Source organism: Kitasatospora cineracea (assembly GCF_003751605.1).
GTDB lineage: Bacteria > Actinomycetota > Actinomycetes > Streptomycetales > Streptomycetaceae > Kitasatospora > Kitasatospora cineracea.
In genome coordinates this window covers 914,362-936,061 of the sequence record NZ_RJVJ01000001.1, presented here as the reverse complement: position 1 = coordinate 936,061, position 21,700 = coordinate 914,362, and the positions used below count along the sequence as shown (strand labels likewise).

17 protein-coding genes are annotated in these 21,700 nt (G+C 76.1%); 8 read left to right on the top strand and 9 right to left on the bottom strand.

Annotated features, from left to right (window positions below; all coding sequences use genetic code 11):
• Positions 1-289: 289 nt before the first annotated feature.
• Complete coding sequence (locus tag EDD39_RS04075; RefSeq protein WP_030458111.1) at positions 290-571, top strand: hypothetical protein; 282 nt, start codon at positions 290-292, stop codon at positions 569-571.
• Positions 572-622: 51 nt separating this feature from the next.
• Here EDD39_RS04075 and EDD39_RS04070 read toward each other — a convergent pair whose 3' ends face one another.
• Entirely contained in the window at positions 623-3,115 is a 2,493-nt protein-coding gene (locus tag EDD39_RS04070) for a helicase-associated domain-containing protein (protein WP_123553415.1), read from the bottom strand.
• Between the two features lie 131 nt (positions 3,116-3,246).
• On the opposite strand from EDD39_RS04070, the gene EDD39_RS04065 reads away from it, so the two are divergent.
• The gene (locus EDD39_RS04065; protein WP_148089380.1) at positions 3,247-4,173 is read left to right on the top strand and encodes a hypothetical protein; all 927 of its coding nucleotides are present in this window, start codon (positions 3,247-3,249) and stop codon (positions 4,171-4,173) included.
• A gap of 342 nt (positions 4,174-4,515) precedes the next feature.
• Here the strand turns inward: EDD39_RS04065 and EDD39_RS04060 are convergent, their stop codons facing one another.
• A complete protein-coding gene (locus tag EDD39_RS04060) occupies positions 4,516-5,538 on the bottom strand; it encodes an ABC transporter substrate-binding protein (RefSeq protein WP_123553413.1) in 1,023 nt (340 codons plus the stop codon).
• A gap of 120 nt (positions 5,539-5,658) precedes the next feature.
• Between EDD39_RS04060 and EDD39_RS04055 the strand changes: the two genes are divergently transcribed.
• Positions 5,659-6,264: an HAD family hydrolase gene (locus tag EDD39_RS04055; RefSeq protein ID WP_123553412.1), complete on the top strand. Its 606-nt coding sequence runs from the start codon at positions 5,659-5,661 to the stop codon at positions 6,262-6,264.
• A gap of 7 nt (positions 6,265-6,271) precedes the next feature.
• On the opposite strand, the gene EDD39_RS04050 is transcribed toward EDD39_RS04055, so the two are convergent.
• Entirely contained in the window at positions 6,272-6,544 is a 273-nt protein-coding gene (locus EDD39_RS04050) for a hypothetical protein (RefSeq protein ID WP_123553411.1), read from the bottom strand.
• A 201-nt stretch (positions 6,545-6,745) separates the two neighbouring features.
• Between EDD39_RS04050 and EDD39_RS04045 the strand changes: the two genes are divergently transcribed.
• Positions 6,746-7,879 (top strand): alpha/beta hydrolase, encoded by a 1,134-nt coding sequence (locus EDD39_RS04045; RefSeq protein ID WP_123553410.1) that lies wholly within the window; start codon positions 6,746-6,748, stop codon positions 7,877-7,879.
• Between the two features lie 324 nt (positions 7,880-8,203).
• Positions 8,204-8,587, top strand: a complete 384-nt coding sequence (locus EDD39_RS04040; RefSeq protein WP_030458105.1) for a cold-shock protein — start codon at positions 8,204-8,206, stop codon at positions 8,585-8,587.
• A 7-nt stretch (positions 8,588-8,594) separates the two neighbouring features.
• Here the strand turns inward: EDD39_RS04040 and EDD39_RS04035 are convergent, their stop codons facing one another.
• The 4 genes from EDD39_RS04035 to EDD39_RS04020 form a co-directional block, all read right to left on the bottom strand.
• Positions 8,595-9,446, bottom strand: coding sequence for a 1,4-dihydroxy-6-naphtoate synthase (locus tag EDD39_RS04035; RefSeq protein WP_030458104.1), 852 nt, complete (start codon positions 9,444-9,446; stop codon positions 8,595-8,597).
• A 1-nt stretch (position 9,447) separates the two neighbouring features.
• Complete coding sequence (locus EDD39_RS04030; RefSeq protein WP_123553409.1) at positions 9,448-10,128, bottom strand: futalosine hydrolase; 681 nt, start codon at positions 10,126-10,128, stop codon at positions 9,448-9,450.
• An 11-nt stretch (positions 10,129-10,139) separates the two neighbouring features.
• Positions 10,140-10,676 carry a DUF2771 family protein gene (locus tag EDD39_RS04025; protein ID WP_123553408.1) on the bottom strand — a complete coding sequence of 179 codons (537 nt, stop codon included), beginning with the start codon at positions 10,674-10,676 and terminating at the stop codon, positions 10,140-10,142.
• Positions 10,677-10,783: 107 nt separating this feature from the next.
• Positions 10,784-12,277, bottom strand: coding sequence for an MFS transporter (locus tag EDD39_RS04020; RefSeq protein WP_123560123.1), 1,494 nt, complete (start codon positions 12,275-12,277; stop codon positions 10,784-10,786).
• Positions 12,278-12,695: 418 nt separating this feature from the next.
• Between EDD39_RS04020 and EDD39_RS04015 the strand changes: the two genes are divergently transcribed.
• Positions 12,696-13,574, top strand: coding sequence for a DUF3027 domain-containing protein (locus EDD39_RS04015; protein ID WP_123553407.1), 879 nt, complete (start codon positions 12,696-12,698; stop codon positions 13,572-13,574).
• Between the two features lie 246 nt (positions 13,575-13,820).
• Positions 13,821-17,108, top strand: coding sequence for a sacsin N-terminal ATP-binding-like domain-containing protein (locus EDD39_RS04010; RefSeq protein WP_123553406.1), 3,288 nt, complete (start codon positions 13,821-13,823; stop codon positions 17,106-17,108).
• Between the two features lie 13 nt (positions 17,109-17,121).
• Here the strand turns inward: EDD39_RS04010 and EDD39_RS04005 are convergent, their stop codons facing one another.
• Positions 17,122-19,548, bottom strand: a complete 2,427-nt coding sequence (locus EDD39_RS04005; protein WP_123553405.1) for an HAD-IC family P-type ATPase — start codon at positions 19,546-19,548, stop codon at positions 17,122-17,124.
• A 150-nt stretch (positions 19,549-19,698) separates the two neighbouring features.
• A complete protein-coding gene (locus EDD39_RS04000; protein WP_123553404.1) occupies positions 19,699-19,977 on the bottom strand; it encodes a DUF2530 domain-containing protein in 279 nt (92 codons plus the stop codon).
• A gap of 214 nt (positions 19,978-20,191) precedes the next feature.
• Between EDD39_RS04000 and EDD39_RS03995 the strand changes: the two genes are divergently transcribed.
• Complete coding sequence (locus EDD39_RS03995) at positions 20,192-21,655, top strand: NCS2 family permease (RefSeq protein WP_123553403.1); 1,464 nt, start codon at positions 20,192-20,194, stop codon at positions 21,653-21,655.
• Positions 21,656-21,700 lie beyond the last annotated feature (45 nt).

Sequence of the window (21,700 nt, the reverse complement as noted above, 5' to 3'; positions counted from 1 at the left end):
GCTGCTCCCGGGACGATGGTCCGGGGAGCCTAGGGGCGATCGCCTGTTCGATCAAGACGGGGCGGGGTCGATTAGCCGGCGTCGCTGGCGTGTCGGAGCAACTGGTTTCTAAGATGCGCACCACGCTTGACCGCCTACACGATCAGCGGTCCGCCCACGCCTGTGCATCCCCTTCCGCGGGCCAAACGTCCAGTGTGCCGCATCGGCGCGCCGAACGGTCGGGGCGGTCCGCGGCCGCGGACCCGGGGAGGGACAGTGACCTGCGGCGCTCCCGCTCGTTGGGCAGGGCATGATCAAGCCCAACCGATTCCTGGCCGGCCTGGCGCTCTCCGGCGCGGCCCTCGCCACCGCCCTCGGGGCGGCGCCCGCCCACGCGGCCGACACCGAGGCCATGGCCCTCGACCAGGTCGCCGACATCGGCCAGCCCGGCGGACTGATCGGCACCGTCGCCTTCACCGGCACCGGCCTGCTGACGGGCGTCGAGCCGAAGATGCCAGACCCGCACGCGATCGTGGACGAGGCGAAGAAGCAGAAGGCCGAAGAGGACGCGAAGCAGCACGCCGGCAAGTAAGTAGGCGGGACGGGGCCGGGGGCGCGGGAGGCCGCGCGCCCGGCCACTCCGCTACTCCTCGACCTCGGCGACGCCGGTGATGCGGTGCAGGGCGAAGGTGCGCACCTCGTCGGCCAGGTGGTCGTAGGCGGTGACGAAGCCGCCCTCGACCTTGACCGGGTCGATGACGCGCTGGGAGGAGAGGCCCTCGGCGTTGATGTAGCCGATCCACATCCGCTCGCCGAGCAGGACGGCGGTCTGCAGCGCGGCCAGGGTGTCGGCGGCGGCGGTGCGGGGGACGGCGGCGCTCGCCGCGGGCCCGGCCACGGTGTCCTTGCGGACGGCGGTCGCGGCCCGGTCGCCGGCCCGGATGGCGCGGACGGCGGCGGCCAGCAGGGCGTCGTCGGGGCGGGCGGGGCCGTCCGGGACGGGCAGCGGCGGGGTGCGCGGCGGGGTGCGGCGGCTGTCGGGGCGGGTGATCACGACGTCGCCCTCGGCGGACTCCGCGGCGGGCGCGTAGCCCATGGTGCGCAGCACGGCGAGCAGCGTCTCGGGCCCGGCCTGGGCGGCCAGCACGGTGGGGGCGAGCAGCCGCAGGCGCAGTTCGGCGGCGCGCCGGTCGGCGAGGACCTCGTCGAGCAGCCGCGGGTCGTCGCAGCGCAGGTAGGAGGAGGCGGCGCCGACCCGCAGGATGCCGTGCCGGCGGGCCACGTCGTCGATCAGGTAGGCGAGCGGCTGCGGGACGGGCGTGCGGGAGTGCTGGGCCAGGAACGCCTGCAGGTCGGCGGTGGTGCGTCCGGCGTCCAGGGCGCGGCGGACCGAGTCGGGGGTGAAGCGGTAGACGGTCGCGCCGCCCTTGGACTCGATGTCGGCGGCCAGCGCGAGGGCCTGGGCGAGCGGGGTGAGCAGCGGGCCGGGGGCGATCGCGGTCAGGTCGGGCTGCAGGATGACGTGGTCGAGCGGCTCGGGCAGCAGCGGCGCGAGGACCGGCACCGGGTCGGCGCCGTCGAGCAGGGCCCGGGCGGGGGCGGCCAGGGCGCCGCGGCCGGTGGCGCCGAGCAGTTCGGCCTCGTGCAGGGTCCACTCGGCGAGCTGGTCGCGCAGGTCGCGGCCGTCGGCGCCGACCGGGCCGCCGCGCAGCGGGCGGTGCCAGCGCAGGGCGGGCAGCAGGGCGTCGGCGGACGCGGCGGTGCCGGGCGGGAGTTCGGCGAGCCGGGTCAGGACGGCGCGGCGCACCGACGGGGCGAGGGTGCGGTCGAGTTCGGGGCCGAGCGCGGCGCGCGGGCGGCCCTTGCCGTCGGGGGTGCCGGTGAGGCGGCCGACCCGGGTCGCGGCGAGCCAGGCGCGGGCCAGCACGCTCCAGCGTTCGGCGGTGTCCTGCTGCAGCCAGGCGTCGTAGGCGGGGGTCGGCGCCCAGACCTCGTCGACCTCGCCGTCGGGGGCCACCAGCCCCGCGGTGTGGGCGAGTTCGATCCAGAACGCGGCGTCCGGCTCGGAGCCCTCCAGCAGGGCGGCGGCGCGCTTGAGGTCGCGCACGCCCAGGCCGCCGGCCCGCAGGGTGGGCGGCGGGGTGAGGCTCCAGGACTCCAGCAGCTCCTCGACCGTGCGGACGGCGGTGCCGGCCTGCCCGGCCGCGGTGCGGTCGGTGACCACCGGGTCGCGCTCGACGACGGGGGCGACGGCGGGCGGCGCCGGGTCGACGCCGCGGTGGGTGCGGCCGCCGCGCAGGTGCAGGGCGAGCTCGCGGGGCAGCACGACCGAGCCGGGGCTGGAAGGCAGCAGCAGGCCGCGGGCGAGCAGCCACTCGACGGGGCTGCGCGCGTCCTCGGCGGTGACCTGCCGGGCGGCGTCCGGGACGGTGCCGGTCGGCGGGCCCCAGACCAGCCGCTCCAGCAGGCCGAGGGCGGCGGGCGGGGCCTGTTCGAGCAGCGCGCCCAGCCGCTTGCGGTCGCCGAGCAGGGCGGTGAGCGCGGCGACGGCGGTGACCGGGTCCGGGGTGGGCGGCAGGCCGGTGCCGGCCAGCAGCTGCTGGAGGCGGGCGGGCGACATGCCGGCGGTGGCGTCGGCGAAGGCCGGGCCGAGGCCGGTGCGGCCGGGGTTGAGCGCGCTGGGGGCGAGCGCCTCGCGCACGGCCAGGACCAGGCGCAGCGCGGAGTCCGGCCCCCACAGCAGGGCCTGCTCGCGCAGCCGGGCCAGCGCGGCGGGCAGCGCGGCGGTGACGGCGGCCCGGTCGACGGGCTCGGCGCCGGGGTGCGGCTTGACCCGGGCGGGCCCGGTCAGCAGGCTCCGCACGGCGGCCTCGGACGCGCCCTCGGGGGCGGCCGCGAGCGCCTCGGCGACCTGCAGGGTGAACCGGTCCAGCCGCTCCAGGGCGCGCAGCACCGAGGCCCGGCTGGAGAGCCGCGCGGACAGCTGGGTGAGGTCGGTCGGCACCGGGTTCAGCAGGTCGGGGCGGGCCCGGAGCAGCGCGGCGACGGCCCCGTCCTCCCGACCGCGGAGTTCCTCGGCCAGGGTGCGGGGTGCGGCGGCGCGGGTGCCACGCGGCGCGCTCTGCGGTGCGGTCATCCGGTCCAGACTAGTCAACGCCCCCGCTCGGGGCCCAGAACGGCGGACGAACTCCGTACGAATCCGCGGCCGCTCCGGCGCCGCGGGGCCGGGTCCGGGAGCCGGGCGGGGCTCGCTTCGGGCGGGCGGGGGTGGGTACCGTCTCGGTGGGCGGCGGGTACGTGGACGTGAGGGCGGGTGGCGGGGCGATGGCGGACGGCTCGTGGTGGCGCGAGGGCGGGGCGGCGGACGGTTCGGACGGCGGGGGGAGCGTGTACCTGCCTCGGCCGGCGGCGGAGCCGCCGCCGGCTGCCGTCCCCGCCGCCCCCGCCGCACCGCCGGTGCCGGCGCAGCCGCCGCGGGCCGCGGCCGTCGAGCTGGGCAAGCCGCGGACACCGGCCGGGCCGGCCGGCCGGGAGTCGTCGCAGTCCGAGGTCGACCGGGCCTTCGCGTACTCGGAGGACCTGAGCGCCCCGGACTTCGGGATCGGGCAGCCCGGGTGGAGCGCGCAGTACTTCGACCTGGCGGAACCCGAACCGGAGGCCGTGCCCGAGCCCGCCCCGGAACCCGTGCCCGAACCGGAGGCGCCGCCCGAGCCCGCCCCGGAGCCCGCCCGCGAACGCCCCGGGGTGGGGCGGATCCTGCTGACGGCGCTGTTCGGCAAGCCGAAGGCCGCTCCTGACGCCCCGCCGGCGCCCGCCGCCCCGGCCGCCCCCGCCGCGGCGGCCGGGGCCCGCAGACCGGCGCCGCTGCTGCTGCTCGGCGCGGGCCTGCTGCTGGCCGGGGCGGTGACCGGCCAACTGCTGGTGATGCTGCTCGGCTGGGCTGCGGCGTACCTGTCGAAGGGCTGGACCGACCTGATGAAGAAGTTCGCCGTGCTGGGCATCCCGCTGGTCACGGTGACCGGCCTGACGGTGTGGAACTGGGGCCGGGAGAAGGGCCGTTGGGGCAGCGCCCTGGCCCCGGGCAGCGACGCGGGCGCCACCACCTGGGCGGCCGCGCCGGGCGTGCTGCGGGCCGCGGCGGTGCTGACGGCGCTGTTCGTGCTGGCGGTGACGCTGCGCCGCCGCAAGGGGTAGCACGCCGCGGCCGGGCCGGTCCGGACCGGACCGGGCCGGCCCCCGAGGGCCTGGCGGCCCGGTGGCGGGTCCGGCAGGGCGGGTTCCAGGGTGTCCCCGGCGGCCGGGCCGGACCCCGTGGCGCCTGCGGGGCCTTGGCGGCCCCGGCCGGTCGCGTCGGGTGTGCGGCCGGACCTCGGCGGTGCGTGCCGTGCCGGCGGGCAGTCCGGTGCACGGTGGCTCGGCGGAAGACGGTCCGGCGGCCGGAGCGGGACCGGGCGGGTTCCGATGTGTCCCCGGCGGCCCCGGCCGGGCGGGCCGGGCGTGCGGCCGGACCCCGGCGGCGGGCGCGCCCGGCGGGGCTCAGTCCGCGCCGAGGAGGTACAGCAGTTCGGCGATCAGGAAGTGCGCGCCGGTGTAGCCGATGCCCTGGAACCACAGCTGGTCGTCGACCCGGAAGGCGCGGTGGGCGCGGACGGCGCCCAGCGCCTGCCAGGCGGGGGAGGCGAGGGCGGTGGCCAGGCCGTTGCGGGCGGGGTCGCCGTAGCCGGCGTACAGCAGCAGGTCGCCGTCGGCGGGGGCGAGCCGGTCGGGGGCGGTCCCGGTGTCGAAGCGGTCGGCGTTCTGCGGGTCGGGGCGGGGCAGCGCGAGGTCGGCCAGGACGCTGCCGGGGAAGTTCTGCCGGGCGTACAGCCGGACGGCGGGGGAGCCCTCGACGAAGCGGACCAGGCTGATCCGCTGCCCGTCGGCCCCGGCCGCGGCGAGGGCGGCCCTGGCCTGGCCGACGTGCCGCTCGTACCCGGCGACCACGGCGGCGGCCTGTTCGCGGCGGTCCAGGGCGGCGGCGTGCAGCTGGAAGTCCTCCCGCCAGGGCGCGCCGGTGGTCCGGGTCGCCACGGTCGGGGCGATCGCCCGCAGGGCCGGGAGGCGGTCGGCGTCGCGGGTCAGGTTGGTGAGGAGCAGCTGCGGTCGCAGGGCGGTGATCGCGGCGGTGTCGGGGGCGGTCCCGAGGTCGCCGACCACGGCGATCCGGGCGAGCCGGGAGGCGGGCCAGTAGCCGGGCAGGCCGGCGTCCAGCGGGGCCTTGGCGGCGCCGACGGGGGTGATGCCCAGGGTCATCGCGGAGTCCAGCTCGGCGGTGTCCCGGACGACCACCCGGAGCACCCCGCCGGGCACGGTGACCGGCCCGTCCGCGGCGTCGACGGTGACGGCGGGGCGCGGCGGGGGGCTGGGCTGGACCGGCGCGGGGGTGCCGCTGCCGGTGGGCGAGCCGTCGGCGGCGGCGGGCAGCGGCGGCCCCTCGGGCAGCGGGTGCGGGCCGCAGCCGGTGAGCAGGGCGGCGCCGAGCCCGGCGAGAGCGGCCCGGCGGGACAGCGGGGGTGGCACCCGGGACCTCCTCCGGCGGCACGGTCGGTCGTCAGCCAGTACGTCCGCAGCCAGTATGTCCGCGATGCGGCTTTCCCCCCGGCTTTTCGGGCCTGAAACCCCGCTGGCTAGGCTGGCCGCATGGCTCTCACCGTCGGTTTCGACCTCGACATGACGCTCCTCGACACCCGCCCCGGCATCAAGGCCACGTACGACGTGCTGGCCGCCGAGACCGGCACCGTCATCGACTCCGACCTGGTGGTCAGCCGGCTCGGGCCGCCGCTGGTGCGGGAACTGGCCAACTGGTACCCGCCGGAGCGGCTGGAGGCGGTGGCCGACCGCTACCGCGAGCTGTACGTGGAGCACGCCATCGCGCCGACCGTCGAGCTGCCCGGTGCGCTGGCGGCGGTGGCCGCGGTCCGGGCGGCGGGCGGCCGGGTGCTGGTGATCACCGGCAAGTGGGAGCCGAACGCCCGCCGCCACCTGGACGCGATCGGGCTGGAGGTGGACGCGCTGGTCGGCGACCTGTGGGCGGAGACCAAGGGCGAGGCGCTGCGCGCGCACGGCGCGGACGTCTACGTCGGCGACCACCTGGGCGACATCCGCGGCGCCCGGGCCGCGGACGCCGTCGCGGTGGGCGTGGCCACCGGCCCGTACAGCGCCGCCGAGCTGGCCGGGGCCGGGGCGGACGCGGTGCTGGGCGACCTCACCGAGTTCCCGGCCTGGCTGGCCGCGCACCGGGCCTGACGGGGCCTCAGCCCGCGGCGGTGGTACCGGTGCCGGTGGCGGCGGCCTGCCGGGCGCGCCGCCGCCGGGAGCTGCTCCGGGCGTTGGCGAACAGCCCGACCAGGGCGACCAGCAGGCCCAGCGGCATCAGCATCGACAGCCAGTACGCGAAGGTGGGCAGCCGGGTCAGGTCGAGGAAGAGCGGCACGAAGGTGGCGACGGTGGCCAGCATCCCGATGCCGAACACGATGCCGCCGACGCGGACCAGCACGTCACCGGGGTCGTCGGGACGGTCGCTCACTCTCACCACTCCTTCGCACGGGGCGCTCCCGGCGCCTTCGCGCGGGGCACTCCCGTCGATTGTCCCACCGCGCGCCCCCTCCGATCGGCGGGGGCGCGGCGACACACGTTCCGACTGAACGCTCAGGATTCCCAGGAATCCCTCAGGCATGCTGAAGGGCGGCAACGGGAACGGCGACGGGCGAGCGGGGCGTACGGGCACATGGGTCTGACCAGTCACAAGGTGCTGGCACTGTCCGCGCTGCTGTCGGTGCTGGCGGTGGGGGGCACGGTCTGGGTCTGGCCCCGGCTGGCCGGGCGCGGCTGGCGGGCGGTGCTGGGCCGGCTCGGCACCGTCGTCGGCACCCAGCTGGCGGTGCTCTGCACGCTGGCCCTGCTGGCCAACAACTCCTTCGCCTTCTACAGCAGTTGGGACGACCTGCTGGGCACCGGCGACGACGGCCCGGTGACCATCCAGAACCAGCTGCTCGGCCGCACCCCCGCCGTCCAGACGCTGTCCGCCGAGAACGTCCGCGACACCGGCGCGGCCGGCCGGGCCCCCGAGCAGGTCGGCCGGCTGGAGCGGGTCCGGCTGCCCGGGGCGAGCACCGGCCTGGCCACCGAGGGCTACGTCTACCTGCCGCCGCAGTACTTCCGCCCCGAGTACCGGGCCAAGCGCTTCCCCGCGGTGATCGCCATCACCGGCTTCCCCGGCGACGCCAAGAACCTGGTCACCAAGCTCAACTACCCGTCCGTGCAGTTCAAGCTGGCCGAGCAGGGCCGGGCCAAGCCCACCGTGCTGGTGCTGATGCGCCCCTCCCCGGCGATGCCGCGGGACACCGAGTGCGAGGACGTGCCGGGCGGCCCGCAGGCCGACCGGTACTTCAGCGCCGACGTGCCCGCCGCGCTGCGCACCTCCTACCGGATCGCGGAGGGGCCGGGCAGCCTGGGCGTGATCGGCAACTCCACCGGCGGCTACTGCGCGCTGAAGCTGGCGATGCGTCACCCCGACGTGTTCGCCGCCGCGGTGTCGCTGTCCGGCTACTACAAGGCCGCCGAGGACCCGACCACCGGGGACCTGTTCGGCGGCGACGGGGCCCGCCGCGACCAGGCCGACCTGGAGTGGCGCCTCGCCCACCTGCCGGCCCCGGCCACCGCGCTGCTGGTCGGCGGCAGCCGGGAGGGCGACGGCGACTACTACGGCCAGACCGAGCGGTTCCGGGCCGCCGCCAAGGGCACCCCGACCAAGGTCTCGGCGATCACCCTGGACAGCGGCGGCCACAACTTCACCACCTGGTCCCGGATGCTCCCGGCCTCGCTGGGCTGGCTCGGCGGCCACCTCGCCGACCCCTCCTGACCGGCCCGGCGTCACAGCGCGCAACTCCGTGCGCGCAAGGAGTTTCGACCCGCGCCGCCCCCGGGTATGCAGCCATCGCGCGGGCGGACCTGCCGATGGTCCACGAACGCCCGCCCGGCACCGATCGGGGGTGTGAGCCAGTGGGAGGCGCAGCGAGCGCGGGGCACGGCCGCGCCCCGGTCCGGAATCCCTTCGCCGTTCCGGTGAACGCTGAGGGATCATTGCTCCACTGAGCGAGACCGGCCGCCCGACCGGGGCGCCCGCCCGCACATCCACCCGCGGCCCGACGAGGCCGCACGCACCCGATACCGAGGACTGTTCGAGATGCCCACCGGCCAGGTCAAGTGGTTCAACGAGACGAAGGGCTACGGCTTCCTGTCGCGCGACGACGGGGGCGAGGTCTTCGTCCACACCAAGGCGCTGCCCGCGGGCGTCACCACGCTGAGGCCGGGTCAGCGGGTCGAGTTCGGGATCGCCGCGGGCCACCGCGGCGACCAGGCGATGAGCGTCCAACTGCTGGACGCGCTGCCCTCGGTGGCCGCCGCCCAGCGCAAGAGCGCCGACGACATGGCCCCGATCGTCCAGGACCTGATCACCAAGCTGGACAGCGTGCTGCCGGGCCTGCAGCGCGGCCGCTACCCGGGCAAGCCGGAGGGCCAGAAGATCGCCATGGTGCTGCGCGCCATCGCCGACCAGTTCGACGTCTGACCGGCCGTCAGGCGAACGCCAGCGCGCCCGGGTCGACGGCGGGGACGAGTCCCCGCTCGGCGGCCCGGGCGAGCAGGCCGCGCACCGCCGCGTAGCCGGCCTCGCCGAGGTCCTCGGTGAACTCGTTGACGTACAGCCCGATGTGCTGCTCGGCGACGGCCGGGTCCATCTCCTGGGCGTGCGCCAGCACGTACTCCCGGGAGGCCGCCGGGTCCGCCCAGGCCGCGCGCACCGACGCCCGTACGGTGTCGGCCAGTTCGCGCAGCCGCTCGGCGCCCAGCGAGCGCCGGGCCACGATCGCGCCCAGCGGGATCGGCAGCCCGGTCGCCGCCTCCCACGCCTCGCCCATGTCGGCCAGGCAGTGCAGCCCGTACTCCTGGTACGTGAACCGGGCCTCGTGGATCACCAGCCCGGCGTCCACCTTCCCGTCCCGGACGGCCGGCATGATCTCGTGGAACGGCAGCACCACGATCTCGCCGAACCCGCCCGGCACCGCCTCGGCCGCCCACAGCCGGAACAGCAGGTACGCCGTCGAGCGCTCGCTGGGCACCGCGACCCGCCGCCCGGCCAGCTCCGCGGCCTCCCGCGGGCCGGCCGTCAGCACCAGCGGCCCGCAGCCCCGGCCCAGCGCCCCGCCGCACGGCAGCAGCGCGTACTCGTCCAGCACCCAGGGCAGTTGGCCGTAGGAGATCTTCAGCACGTCCAGCTCGCCGCGCTCGGCCAGCCCGTTGGTGACGTCGATGTCCGCGAACCTGACCGCGGGGGCGTCCGCGCCCGGCACCAGGCCGTGCGCCCAGGCGTGGAACACGAAGGTGTCGTTCGGGCAGGGCGAGTACGCGACGCTGAGCGGCTCGGCCATCTCAGACCTCCTTGAGCAGGACGGACACCGGCGGCAGCGCCGCGAAGGCCCGCTCCAGGGCCGCCAGCGCGTCGCCGATCCGCCAGGACGCGCGGTCGCGCGGCCCGACGGCATTGGACACGGCCCGCAGCTCACCGGCCGCGAGACCGCAGCGGGCGGCCGCCTCGGCCACCCCGAAACCCTCCATCGCCTCGGCCAGCGCCCGCGGGTGACGCCCCCTCAGCACCGCGGCGCGCTCCGCCGAGCCGGTCACCGTGGACACCGTCAGCACCTCGCCGACCGCCCCGCCGGTGGCCCCCGCGAGCGCTGCCACCAGGCCCGGCGGCACTAGGTGCCGCACCGTGCCGAAGCCCAGCTCGGTGACGTCCGCGAAGCCGTCCGGCGTCTCGGCGCCCAGGTCGGCCGCCAGCACGGCGTCCGCCACCACCAGCGACCCGAGCGGCGCCGCGGGCGCGAACCCGCCCGCGATGCCCGCCGACAGCACCAGCCGGTACCGGCCGCCGGCCAGCGCCGCCGCCGTGCCCGCCGCCGCGGCCGCCGGGCCGACCCCGGCCGCCAGCACCACGGCGCCCGAACCCTCGCCCAGCCCGCGCCGCACCGCCCCGGCCTCCGCCTCCACGGCGACGACGACGAGCAGCCCGGCGGCGGGGCCGGGCTGCTCGTCGGTGCGCTCAGCGGTCATCGACCGGGGGTTCAGCTGCTCTTGTTGTCCAGGTCGAAGGCCCAGACCGCGTAGTACTCCTGGGACTTCTTGTCCTGCGAGACCACCGTCACCGACGTCACGTCGTTGCTCGACATCAGGGCGCCGGCGCTCTTCGAACCGGAGTAGGTCACCCCGGTGATGACCGAGCCGTCGGCGCCGCCGGCCAGCGGCACCTGGCCGTTGGAGCCGCCGTTGGTCAGCGCGAACCAGCCCTTGTCGGCCAGGTCCTTCGGCACGCCGACGCCGATCTGGTCACTGGCGCGGACGTCCAGCTTCGGGAGCTTGGCGTCCTTGCGGGCCTGCTTGATGTCCGACAGGCACTTGGTGAGGTAGTCCTCGTCGAGCGGCTTGCCGTCGTTGTAGCAGAAGGGGGCGGCGGTGGTGGTCGAGGTGCCGACGACCATCGTCGCCACGTTCTCACGGGGCTTGCCGGCGTCGTTCGCCCAGTAGATACCGGTACCGAGGGAGGCGGCGCCGACGACGACGACGCCGGCGATACCGGCGATGGCACGGGTGCTGAGGCTCATGCGCAAGAGGCTACTCGCCTTCCGTGATCACACGACGCCGGGGTGCCCGAGTCGCCCGAGGTTACGCCGAGCGCGGGCGCGCCGCGCACCCCGGCCCGGCCCGCCGCTCAGGCCACCCGGGGCCGCGCGGCCGACCGGCGCGGCCCGACCCGCAGCAGCGAACGGAACGTCCACAGCAGCATCACCGTCATCACCGACGCCGCCACCGTCAGCCCCAGCACCGCGTTCAGCGGCAGCGCGATGCCCACCGCGCCGCCCGCCACCCAGCTCAGCTGCAGCACCGTCTCCGACCGGGCGAACGCCGAGGTCCGCACCGCCTCCGGCACGTCCCGCTGGATCAGCGCGTCCAGCGCCAGCTTGCCCAGCGACGCCGCCATCCCCGCGACGCCCGCCACCACCGTCACCGTCACCACCCCGTACCAGAGCGCCGCCGCGCCCGCCGCGATCGTCGCCAGCGCCAGCACCGCCGTCACCGTCACCTCCGAGCCGCGGGTGCGCAGCCACGAGCCCAGCACCGACCCCAGGGCGTTGCCCAGTCCCGCCGCCGCCGCGACCAGGCCCAGCGCCACCGTCCCCGGCAGGCCGCCCGGCGGGTCCCGGCGGATCAGGAACGCCAGGAACATCACCAGGAACCCGACCAGCCAGCGCAGCGACGCCACCCCGCGCAGCGCCATCACCACCGACGGGCCGACCGCCCGCAGCACCCCCTTGGGCCGCGCCCCGTGCGGCTCGGCGTGCGGTTCGGCGTGCAGCTCCGCCCGCTGCTCGCCCCTCGCCGAATCCACCTGGTGCGGCAGGTGGAAGGCCATCAGCGTGCCGATCACGAACACCACGAACGCCCCGCGCAGCGGCCACCCCGGCCCGATCAGGTGCAGCAGCCCGCCCACCCCGCCCGCCACCAGCGTGGTCAGCAGACCCGCCAGCGTCACCCGCGAGTTCGCCTTCACCAGCGACAACTGGGCGGGCAGCAGCCGCGGCACCACCACGCTGCGCACCACCCCGTACGCCTTCGACGCCACCAGCACGCCCAGCGCCTCCGGGTACAGCGCCAGCCCGCCGCCGGTCACCGCCCCCGCCATCACCCAGGCCAGCGCCGCCCGGGCCAGCATCGACATCGCCATCGCCGAGCGGCGGCCGTTCGGCAGCCGGTCCAGCAGCGGGCCGATCACCGGGGCCAGCACCGCGAACGGCGCCATCGTGATCAGCAGGTACAGCGAGACCCGGCCGCGGGCCTCGCCGGTCGGCACCGAGAAGAAGATGGTGGACGCCAGCGCCACCGTGATCAGCATGTCGCCGAACGAGTTCAGCGCGTGCAGCTCGATCAGCTTCGCCAGGCCGGACTCGCCCGCGCCCTCCGCCGACGTCGCCCGCCGGATCCGCCGGCCCGTGCCGTGCACCACCCGGCCGGTGCGCACCCCCGCCGCCGACGCGCCGCGCGCCCAGAGGCCCCGGGCCCGCACCGTCGGCGCGTCCGGGTCGGCGGGGCCGGCGGGGTCGGCGGGGTCGGCGGGGGAGTCCGGCGCCGGGTGCTTCGAGAGGTCCGGGCCCGGCTGACGGGGCGTCGGACAGGTGGCATCGGCCTCCGGCTCACCGGGGGCCACCGGATGCTGCCGCGACACGGCGGACGCCCCCGAACGGCCTTCGGCCTGCGCGGGACCCGGCTCGTGCCGCGGCGGAATCTCCTCCGCCACACACCCATCCTGCCCGAGAATCGCCGACCTAACGAGTGATTGTCCGGGCGTCGGCGCGCCCGCCCCCACGGCCCGGACTGTGCTGCACCACCGACCGACGGGTAGCCTGCACTACGCGCATGCCCGGCCTCCCGCAGGGGGGTGGCCGACCTGGGCGGCGCGGCCCGGTCCCGGAGCGGCCCCGGGTCTAGCAGAATGGACCGGCCCCGTGCTCGCGGGGGCCGCCCCGGAGACGTGGCAGCGGCAGCCGGTGCGCCCGCCCGACGGCGGCCACCGCAAGGCCGCAGGATGACAGGACTGGGAGAGAACCGACGCCGTGAGTGCTGCGATGCGAAGCCGTACCCCTGACCGGCTCTGTGCAGAGGCCGTCGACCTCGCCCGCCAGGCCGTGGTCGACAGCGTCGGGGAGGCCGTCGTCGGCCCCCACGTGAAGGCGGGCGCGGACGCCGAGCGCGTCGTCACCCACACCTTCGAGTGCCTCGACCCGGCCTACCGCGGCTGGCACTGGGCGGTGACCGTCGCCCGCGCCCCGCGCGCCAAGAACGTCACCCTCGACGAGGTCGCGCTGCTGCCCGGCGCGGGTGCCGTCCTCGCCCCGCAGTGGGTGCCGTGGAGCGAGCGCCTGCGGCCCGGCGACCTCGGCCCCGGCGACCTGCTGCCCACCGGCGCCGACGACCTGCGCCTGGAGCCCGGCTGGACCGGCGAGGACGAGATCGCCCCCAACTCGGCGCTCGCCGAGGCCGCCGAGGACGAGATCGCCACCGTCGAGGACGTCCAGCAGGCGCCCGCCCGCGCCGAGATCGGCGCGATCGCCGAGGAGCTCGGCCTCGGCCGCCCCCGCGTCCTCTCCCGGCGCGGCCTGCACCAGGCCGCCGAGCGCTGGGAGACCGCGTACGGCCCGCAGACCCCGATGGCACAGTCCGCCCCGGCCTCCTGCGACACCTGCGGCTTCCTGGTCCCGATCGGCGGCTCGCTCGGCCAGGCGTTCGGCGTCTGCGGCAACGAGTTCGGCCCCGCCGACGGCCAGGTCGTCTCGCTCGCCTACGGCTGCGGCGCGCACTCCGAGGCCGCCGTCCTCCCCGCCCCGCCCGTCCCCAGCGAGCTGATCCTCGACGAGACGGTCGTCGAACCCCTCCCGCTGCACCCCGACCGCACCTCCGGCTCGGTCGAACCGGACGCGCCGGTCGAGGAACTCGGCCACGCGTAACGCCGCGCGCTGAGCGGAGCGCGAGACCGGGGGCGCGGGGAACCGCGCGCAGCGGCAGGGGAACGCCGGCAGGACCGCGACGACGAGCACCACCTGCCGTCACCTCGCGGCCTCGCGGCGGGTGCCCGGTCCGCCGCGCGGTTCCCCGCGCCCCTGTCGTGCGCATCCTGCTTTCGTGCGGCGCCGTCTCAGACCCCTGGCAGAATGCCGACTCGTACGCAGACCACGCGAAGGGCGGCTCGGCACGTGGAGTCTCGGATCATCGGCAGCGCGGCGTCCCCCCAGGGGCCGGATGTCTTCGACACGGCCCGGCTGCGGCACACCGTGCTCACCGCCTGGACGGCCGCGCCCGCCAGATTCCGGGAGGACGCCAACGCCGAGGAGGAGCTCGCGCTCGGCGGCTACCGGGACCGGCTGATCGTCGAACTCGCCCAGAACGCCGCCGACGCGGCCGCCCGGGCCGGCGTCACCGGTCGGCTCCGGCTGACCCTGCGGGACGGCGTGCTGGCGGCCGCCAACACCGGCGCCCCGCTGGACGCGGCGGGCGTCGAGTCGCTGTCCACGCTGCGGGCCTCCGCGAAGCGCGAGGACGAGCGGGAGGTGGTCGGCCGGTTCGGTGTCGGCTTCGCCGCGGTGCTGGCCGTCAGCGACGAGCCCGCCGTGCTCGGCCACACCGGCGGGGTGCGCTGGTCGCTCACCGACGCCCGCGCGCTGGTCGCCGAAATCCCGCAGCTCGCCGCGGAGTTGACCCGGCGCGAGGGCCACCTGCCGGTGCTCCGGGTGCCGTTCCCGGCCGAGGGCGAGGCCCCCGAGGGCTACCACACGGTGGTCGTCCTGCCGCTGCGCGACGCCGCCGCCGAGGACCTCACCCGCCGCCTGCTCGCCGAGGTCGACGACGCCCTGCTGCTGACCCTGCCCGGCCTGGCCGAGGTGGTCGTCGACACCCCCGAGGGCGTGCGCACCCTGACCCGCACCGCGCACCCGCCGCGCCCCGAGCAGCTGCCCGCCGTCACCATCACCGACGGGGAGCGCAGCACCACCTGGCAGACCGTCAGTGCCGCCGGCACCGCCGCCCCCGAGCTGCTGGCCGACCGGACCACCGAGGAGCGCGCCCGCCCGTACTGGACGCTCACCTGGGCCGTCCCGGTCGACGGGCAGGGCCGCCCGCAGCGCCCGCGCACCACCCCCGTGCTGCACGCGCCCACGCCCAGCGACGAACCGCTCGGCGTCCCCGCCCTGCTGATCGCCTCCTACCCGCTCGACCCGACCCGGCGGCACGTCGCGCCCGGCCCGCTCACCGACTTCCTCACCGAGCGCGCCGCCGACGCCTACGCCGACCTGCTGCGCGCCCGCGGCGCCGACCCGCACTCGCTGGACCTCGTCCCGGGCCCGCTCGGCCAGGGCGCCCTCGACAACGCGCTGCGCACCGCCGTGCTGGCCCGCCTGCCCGAGACGCCCTTCCTGCCGCACCCGAAGGGCGCCGAGGAGGGCACCCCCGCGCTGCGCCCGCGCGACGCCGTCGTGCTGGAGGGCGCCGACCACTCGGTGGTCGAGGCGCTCGCCCCGATCTTCCCCGGCCTGCTCCCGGCCGGCCTGGAGCGCCGCACCGAACTGCGCACCCTGGGCGTGCGCCGCACCCCGCTCGCCGAGGTGGTCGACCAGCTCGGCGGCCTGGAGCGCGAACCCGCCTGGTGGCGCGGCCTGTACGCGGCGCTGGCCGGCGCCGACCCGGAGGCGCTCGGCGCGCTGCCCGTCCCGCTCGCCGACGGCCGCACCGTCACCGGCCCGCGCCGGGTCCTGCTGCCCTCCGACCCGGCCGACTGGGCCGGCTACGAGGGCTACCCCGAGACGCTCGCCGAGTCCCTCGACCTGCTCGACCTGCGCCTGGCCCACCCCGACGCCGCCCACCCGCTGCTGGCCAAGCTCGGCGCCGCCACCGCCACCCCCGCGGGCGTCCTGGACACCCCCGAGGTCCGCGCCGCCGTCGCCCGCTCGCTGGAGCTCGGCGAGGACGACTACGACGCCGCCGTCGACCTCGCCGACGCCGTCCTCGCCCTGGTCAAGGCCGCCGCCCCGGCCCCCGGCGAGCACCCCTGGCTGGCCCGCCTGGCCCTGCCCGACGACGAGGGCGAACTCGCCCGCGCCGGTGAACTCCTGCTCCCCGAAAGCCCGTTGGCCCTCCTGGTGGACGAGGACGAGGCCGCCTTCGTCGACGACGACCTGTTCGAGCGCTGGGGCCCCGAGGTGCTGGCCGCGGCCGGCGCGCTCACCGCCTTCACGCTGGTGCGCGCCGAGGACGTCGTCCTCGACCCGGACGACCTGGAGCGCCTCGACCCCACCGCCCCCGCCGACCGGGCGGCCGGCGGCGCCCCCACCGGCCTGATCGACGAGGCCCCCGACGGCCTCGCCGAGTGGTGCGAGGACGCCCTGGAGGCCCTGCACACCGACGACGCCGGGGAGTTGGGCGTCCCGCCGGTCGCCGCCGAACTGCTCGCCGTCCGCGACCTCGACCTGGTCGCCGCCGACGCCTGGCCCGAGGCCCTCGCCCTGCTCGCCCGGCCCCCGTACCGGGACGCCGTGGTGACGCCGGTGCGCACCCTGCTGCCCGACGGCAGCTACACCGACCTGCCCTCCTACACCGCCTGGTGGCTGCGCGACCACCCGGTGCTGGACGGCCGCGAACCGGCCGGCCTGCGCGCCGCCGGGGCCGACCCGCTGCTGCGCGGCCTCTACGACGAGGCCCGCACCACGCTCGACCCGCAGTTCCTGCACGCGCTCGGCGTGCGCACCACGCTGAACGCGCTGCTCGCCGAACCGCACGGCCCGGACGAGCTGGTCGACCGGCTCGCCGACCCGCTCTCCGAGGTCAGCCACCGCCAACTGCACGGCATCTACAGCCTGTTGGCGGCCCTCCCGGCCGAACGCGTCGAAGCCCTCGACGTGGTGCGGGCCCTGGCCCCGCTGGACTCCGAGTCCGGCCGCCGGGACGACCGCACCGTCATCGTGGACGCCGCGAGCGCGGTCGTCGCCGACGCCCCCGACCTGGTCGAACTCCTTCACGACCACGCCGTGCTGCCCGTCCACCCGCTGCTCGCCCCGGCCCTCGCCGAGCGCCTGCACGTCTCGCTGGCCAGCGAGGTGGCCGGCGGCCGCGTCCTGTCCGAGGGCACCCTGCACCGCACCCCCGCCGTGGTCCGCGAGCTGCTGCCCGGCTGCCCCGCCGTCTACGAGGAGCACGAGGAACTCCTGGTGGTCGGCCCCGACGGCGAGGAGGCGCACGTCGCCTGGCGCTGGGACACCGCCGCGACCGCCCCCGAACTGCCCTACGACCCGGAGGACGCCGAAGCCGCCGACGAGGACGACGAGTTCGACGTCCCGCCGGTCCCCGGCCTGCTGCACGCCGCCACCCCCGAGGGGCTGGCGGCCGGCCTGGCCTGGTCCGTGCACCAGTGGCACCGCCGCTTCGAGATCCTCGCCGCCCTCACCGAACCCGACCGGGCGTACGAACTGCTGGCGGCCCGCGACTACGAGTAGCGGGCCCCGGCGGCTACTTCCGCTCCGCGAAGACCCGGGCGCTGACCTCCAGCAGGCAGCCCGCCACCAGGGCGATCGCCACGCCCGTCAACGGGTCGCGCCAGCCGACGAGTTGGAGCTGGAAGAAGTCGGCGAGCCAGGGCACCAGCAGGACCAGCGCGAACGCGCCGGACATGGCGCCGATCAGCAGCAGGCGCCACCAGGTGTAGGGGCGGGCGACGATCGCCAGGACCCAGATGGCGGTGATGAACAGGGTCAGGGTGGCGACCGAGGTGTCGGCCTTCAGGGTGGTCTCGTCGTCGCCGCGGGCCAGCGCGTAGGCGGTGAAGGTCGCCGCGCCGCAGACGACGCCGCCGGGGACGGCCAGCCGCAGCACGCGGCGGACGAAGCCGGTGCGGGCCCGCTCGTTGTTGGGGGCGAGGGCGAGGAAGAACGCCGGGATGCCGATGGTCAGCGAGGACAGCACCGTCGAGTGCCGGGGCAGGAACGGGTACGGCACCTGGGTGAACACCACCAGCAGGGCCAGCAGCACCGAGTAGACCGTCTTGACCAGGAACAGCCCGGCGACCCGCTCGATGTTGCCGATCACCCGGCGGCCCTCGGCGACCACCGAGGGCAGGGTGGCGAACCGGTCGTCCAGCAGCACGATCTGGGCGACGGCCCGGGTGGCGTCCGAGCCGGTGCCCATCGCCACGCCGATGTCGGCGTCCTTGAGGGCGAGGACGTCGTTGACGCCGTCGCCGGTCATCGCCACGGTGTGGCCCTTCGACTGCAGGGCGCCGACCAGGGCGCGCTTCTGCTGCGGGGTGACCCGGCCGAAGACGGCGGTGCGGTCGGCGGCCTCGGCGAGCTGCTCGGGGTCGGTGGGCAGGGTGCGGGCGTCGGTCGCGGTCTCCGCGCCGGGCAGGCCGAGGTGGGCGGCGACGGCGCCGACCGAGACGGCGCTGTCGCCGGAGATGACCTTGGCCCGGACGTCCTGGGAGCGGAAGTAGCGCAGGGTGTCCGCGGCGTCCTCGCGCAGCCGCTGCTGCAGCACCAGCAGGGCCAGCGGCTCCAGCCGGGCGGCCGGGTCCGGGTCGTCCAGCGGCAGCGGGCTGCGGCCCAGCAGCAGGACCCGCAGGCCCTGCGCGCCCAGCTCGTCGACCTCGGCCAGCGCGGGGGAGCCGGGCGGGAGCAGCACGTCGGGGGCGCCGAGCAGCCAGCTGCCCTCGGTGCCGCCGGGCTCCAGCAGCTGGACGCCGCTCCACTTGCGGGCGGAGGAGAACGGGATCGCCTCCAGCAGCCGCCAGCGCCCCTCCGGCGGGGGCCCATACGCGTCGATGACGGCCTGCATGCTGGGGTTGGGCCGGGTGTCGGCGGCGCCGATCGCGCCCAGCGCCTCGGCCAGCACGGCCTTGTCGGCCTGCGGGGCCCGTGCCGGGTCGGCGAGCGGGCGGAGGTCGACCAGGTCCATGCCGCCCTCGGTGAGGGTGCCGGTCTTGTCGAGGCAGACGGTGTCGACCCGGGCCAGGCCCTCGATCGCGGGCAGTTCCTGGACCAGGCACTGCTTGCGGCCGAGCCGGACCACGCCGATGGCGAAGGCCACCGAGGTGAGCAGCACCAGGCCCTCGGGGACCATCGGCACGATGCCGGCCACCATCCGGCGGACGGCCTCCTTCCAGTCGTTGCGCTGCACCGCGAGCTGGCTGATCACCAGGCCGATCGCGGTGGGGATCAGCAGGTAGGTGATGAACCGCAGGATCTGGTCGATGCCGGTGCGCAGCTCGGACTTGACCAGGGTGAACCGGCTGGCCTCCTCGGCGAGCTTCGCGGCGTACGCCTCCCGGCCGACCTTGGTGGCGGTGAACGCGCCCGCGCCGGCCACCACGAAGGAGCCGGACATCACGTGGTCGCCGGGGCGCTTGTGGACGGGGTCCGGCTCGCCGGTCAGCAGCGACTCGTCGACCTCCAGGGCGTCCGCCTCGGTGACGGTGCCGTCCACCACGACCTTGTCGCCGATGCCGAGCAGCACGGTGTCGTCCAGCACGATCCCGCCGGCGGGGACCTGCACCGCGGCGCCGTCCCGGCGGACCTGGGGGCGGGCCTCGCCGATCAGCGCGAGGCTGTCCAGGGTCTTCTTGGCGCGCATCTCCTGGACGATGCCGATCGCCGTGTTGGCGACGATGACCAGGCCGAACAGGCCGTCCTGGATCGGGCCGACCACCAGGATGATGCCGAACATCACCCCGATGATCGCGTTGAACCGGGTGAACACGTTCGCCCGGACGATCTCCCGCACCGAGCGGCTGGAACGCACCGGGACGTCGTTCAGCTGCCCGCGGGCGACCCGCTCGGCGACCTCGGCGCCGCTCAGCCCGGGCTGGTACGCGCCGCCCGCGCCGGTGGGGTGCGCGCCGGGGCCCGGGCCGGGCGCGGCGGTGCCTTCCGCTGAGTGCGTCATGGCACCGACTCTAGGTGGGCGATTTGCCCGGTGCGTCCCGCCTCGGGCCGGATTCCGGCCGGACGGGTGGCGGGGGCGGCGGCGTGCTGCGGCGGCGTGGTGCGGGGCGTGGTGCGGCGGCGCGTTACGGCGGCGTGGTGCGGCGGCGCGCTAGAGCGCGGCTTCCCCGGGTTCTCCGGCGGCCTCGGCGGCGCGGGCGCGGCGGATCGCGGCGCGGCGGGCGGTGCAGTACTTGAGGCCGATCAGGCCGAGCAGGCCGCCGGACAGGCAGATCCACGGCCAGGTGCCGTGGCCGTGGTCGGAGAGCCACCCCTGGAACGGCACCAGCGCCACGAAGCCGACGAACCACAGCACCGTGCCGGTGCCGACGATGGCGACGTCGTTCCCCTCGAGGGGCGGGGGAGCGGAGCGCAGCGCGGTCTTGGGCATGGGCCCTAGCCTACGGGGCGGCCCGGGGCGTCCGGGAGAGGTGGTCGGCCGCCCTCCAGAGGGGCCGAACGTGAGCGATGGTGATCGAGCGTGACCGTAATGGGCTTGCTCTACGCGCGAAGATGGCGCGTGCACGACCGGAATCGACATACTGAAATGTCCCCCGCCTTGACTCCCGGTCTCCCCCGGCCCCTTCCGATCGAGGACCCCCGACATGTCTCCGCAGGCCCAGTCGACCACCGCGTCGCCCGAGCCCTCCCAGAACGCGCCGCAGCCCCCGTCCGGCGCCCTGGACCGCTTCTTCAAGATCTCGCAGCGGGGCTCCACCCTGCCCCGCGAGATCCGCGGTGGTGTCGCCACCTTCTTCACGATGGCGTACATCCTGGTGCTCAACCCGATCATCCTGGCCTCGGCCACGGACATGAACGGCACCCACCTCGCCGGCGGGCAGCTGGTCACCGCGACCGCGCTCACCGCGGGCCTGACCACCCTGCTGATGGGCGTCATCGGCAACGTGCCGATCGGCCTCGCCGCCGGCCTGGGCGTCAACACCATCGTGGCGCTCCAGCTCGCCCCCAAGATGACCTGGCCCGACGCCATGGGCATGGTCGTCCTGGCCGGCTTCGCCATCATGCTGCTGGTCGCCACCGGCCTGCGCGAACGCGTCATGAACGCCGTCCCGCTCGGCCTGCGCAAGGCCATCGCCATCGGCATCGGCCTGTTCATCACCCTGGTCGGCCTGGTCGACTCCGGCTTCGTCACCCGCGTCCCGGACGCCGCCCACACCACCGTCCCGCTCCAGCTCGGCGCCGGCGGGCACCTGCACGGCTGGCCCGTGCTGATCTTCATCCTCGGCCTGCTGCTCACCATGGCCCTGGTCATCCGCAAGGTCCCCGGTGCGATCCTGATCTCGATCGCCGTGATGACCGCCGTCGCCGTGGTCATCCAGCAGGCCGCCGACCTCGCCCCCGAGACCTGGGGCCTCACCGTCCCCACCTGGCCCGGCAACCCCGTCGCCACCCCCGACTTCGGCCTGGTCGGCCACTTCAGCCTGTTCGGCGGCTTCTCGCACGTCGGCGTCCTCACCGGCGTCCTGTTCGTCTTCACCGTGCTGATGAGCTGCTTCTTCGACGCGATGGGCACCATCCTCGGCGTCGCCGACGAGGCCCACCTGCTCGACGAGAAGGGCGACCTCCCCGGCATCAACAAGATCCTGATGGTCGACGGCATCGCCACCGCCGCGGGCGGCGCCACCTCCGCCTCCGCCAACACCTGCTTCGTCGAGTCCACCGCCGGCGTCGGCGAGGGCGCCCGCACCGGCTTCGCCTCCATCGTCACCGGCGCGCTCTTCATGCTCGCCCTCTTCCTCACCCCCCTGGCGACCATGGTCCCGGCCCAGGCCGCCACCCCCGCGCTGGTCACCGTCGGCTTCCTGATCCTGGCGAACTCCATCAAGGAGATCGACTGGTCCGACTTCACCATCGCCATGCCGGCCTTCCTCACCATCGTGATGATGCCGTTCACCTACTCCATCACCAACGGCATCGGCTTCGGCTTCATCACCTTCTGCCTCCTGCGCATCGTCGCCGGCCGCGCCCGCACCGTCCCGATCGCCATGTACGGCGTCGCCGCGGTCTTCGCCTTCTACTACCTGATGCCGGCCCTCGGCCTGCTCTGATCTGAACCGCCTGGCTACGACGGTGGCCCCGCACTCCTGGGCGAG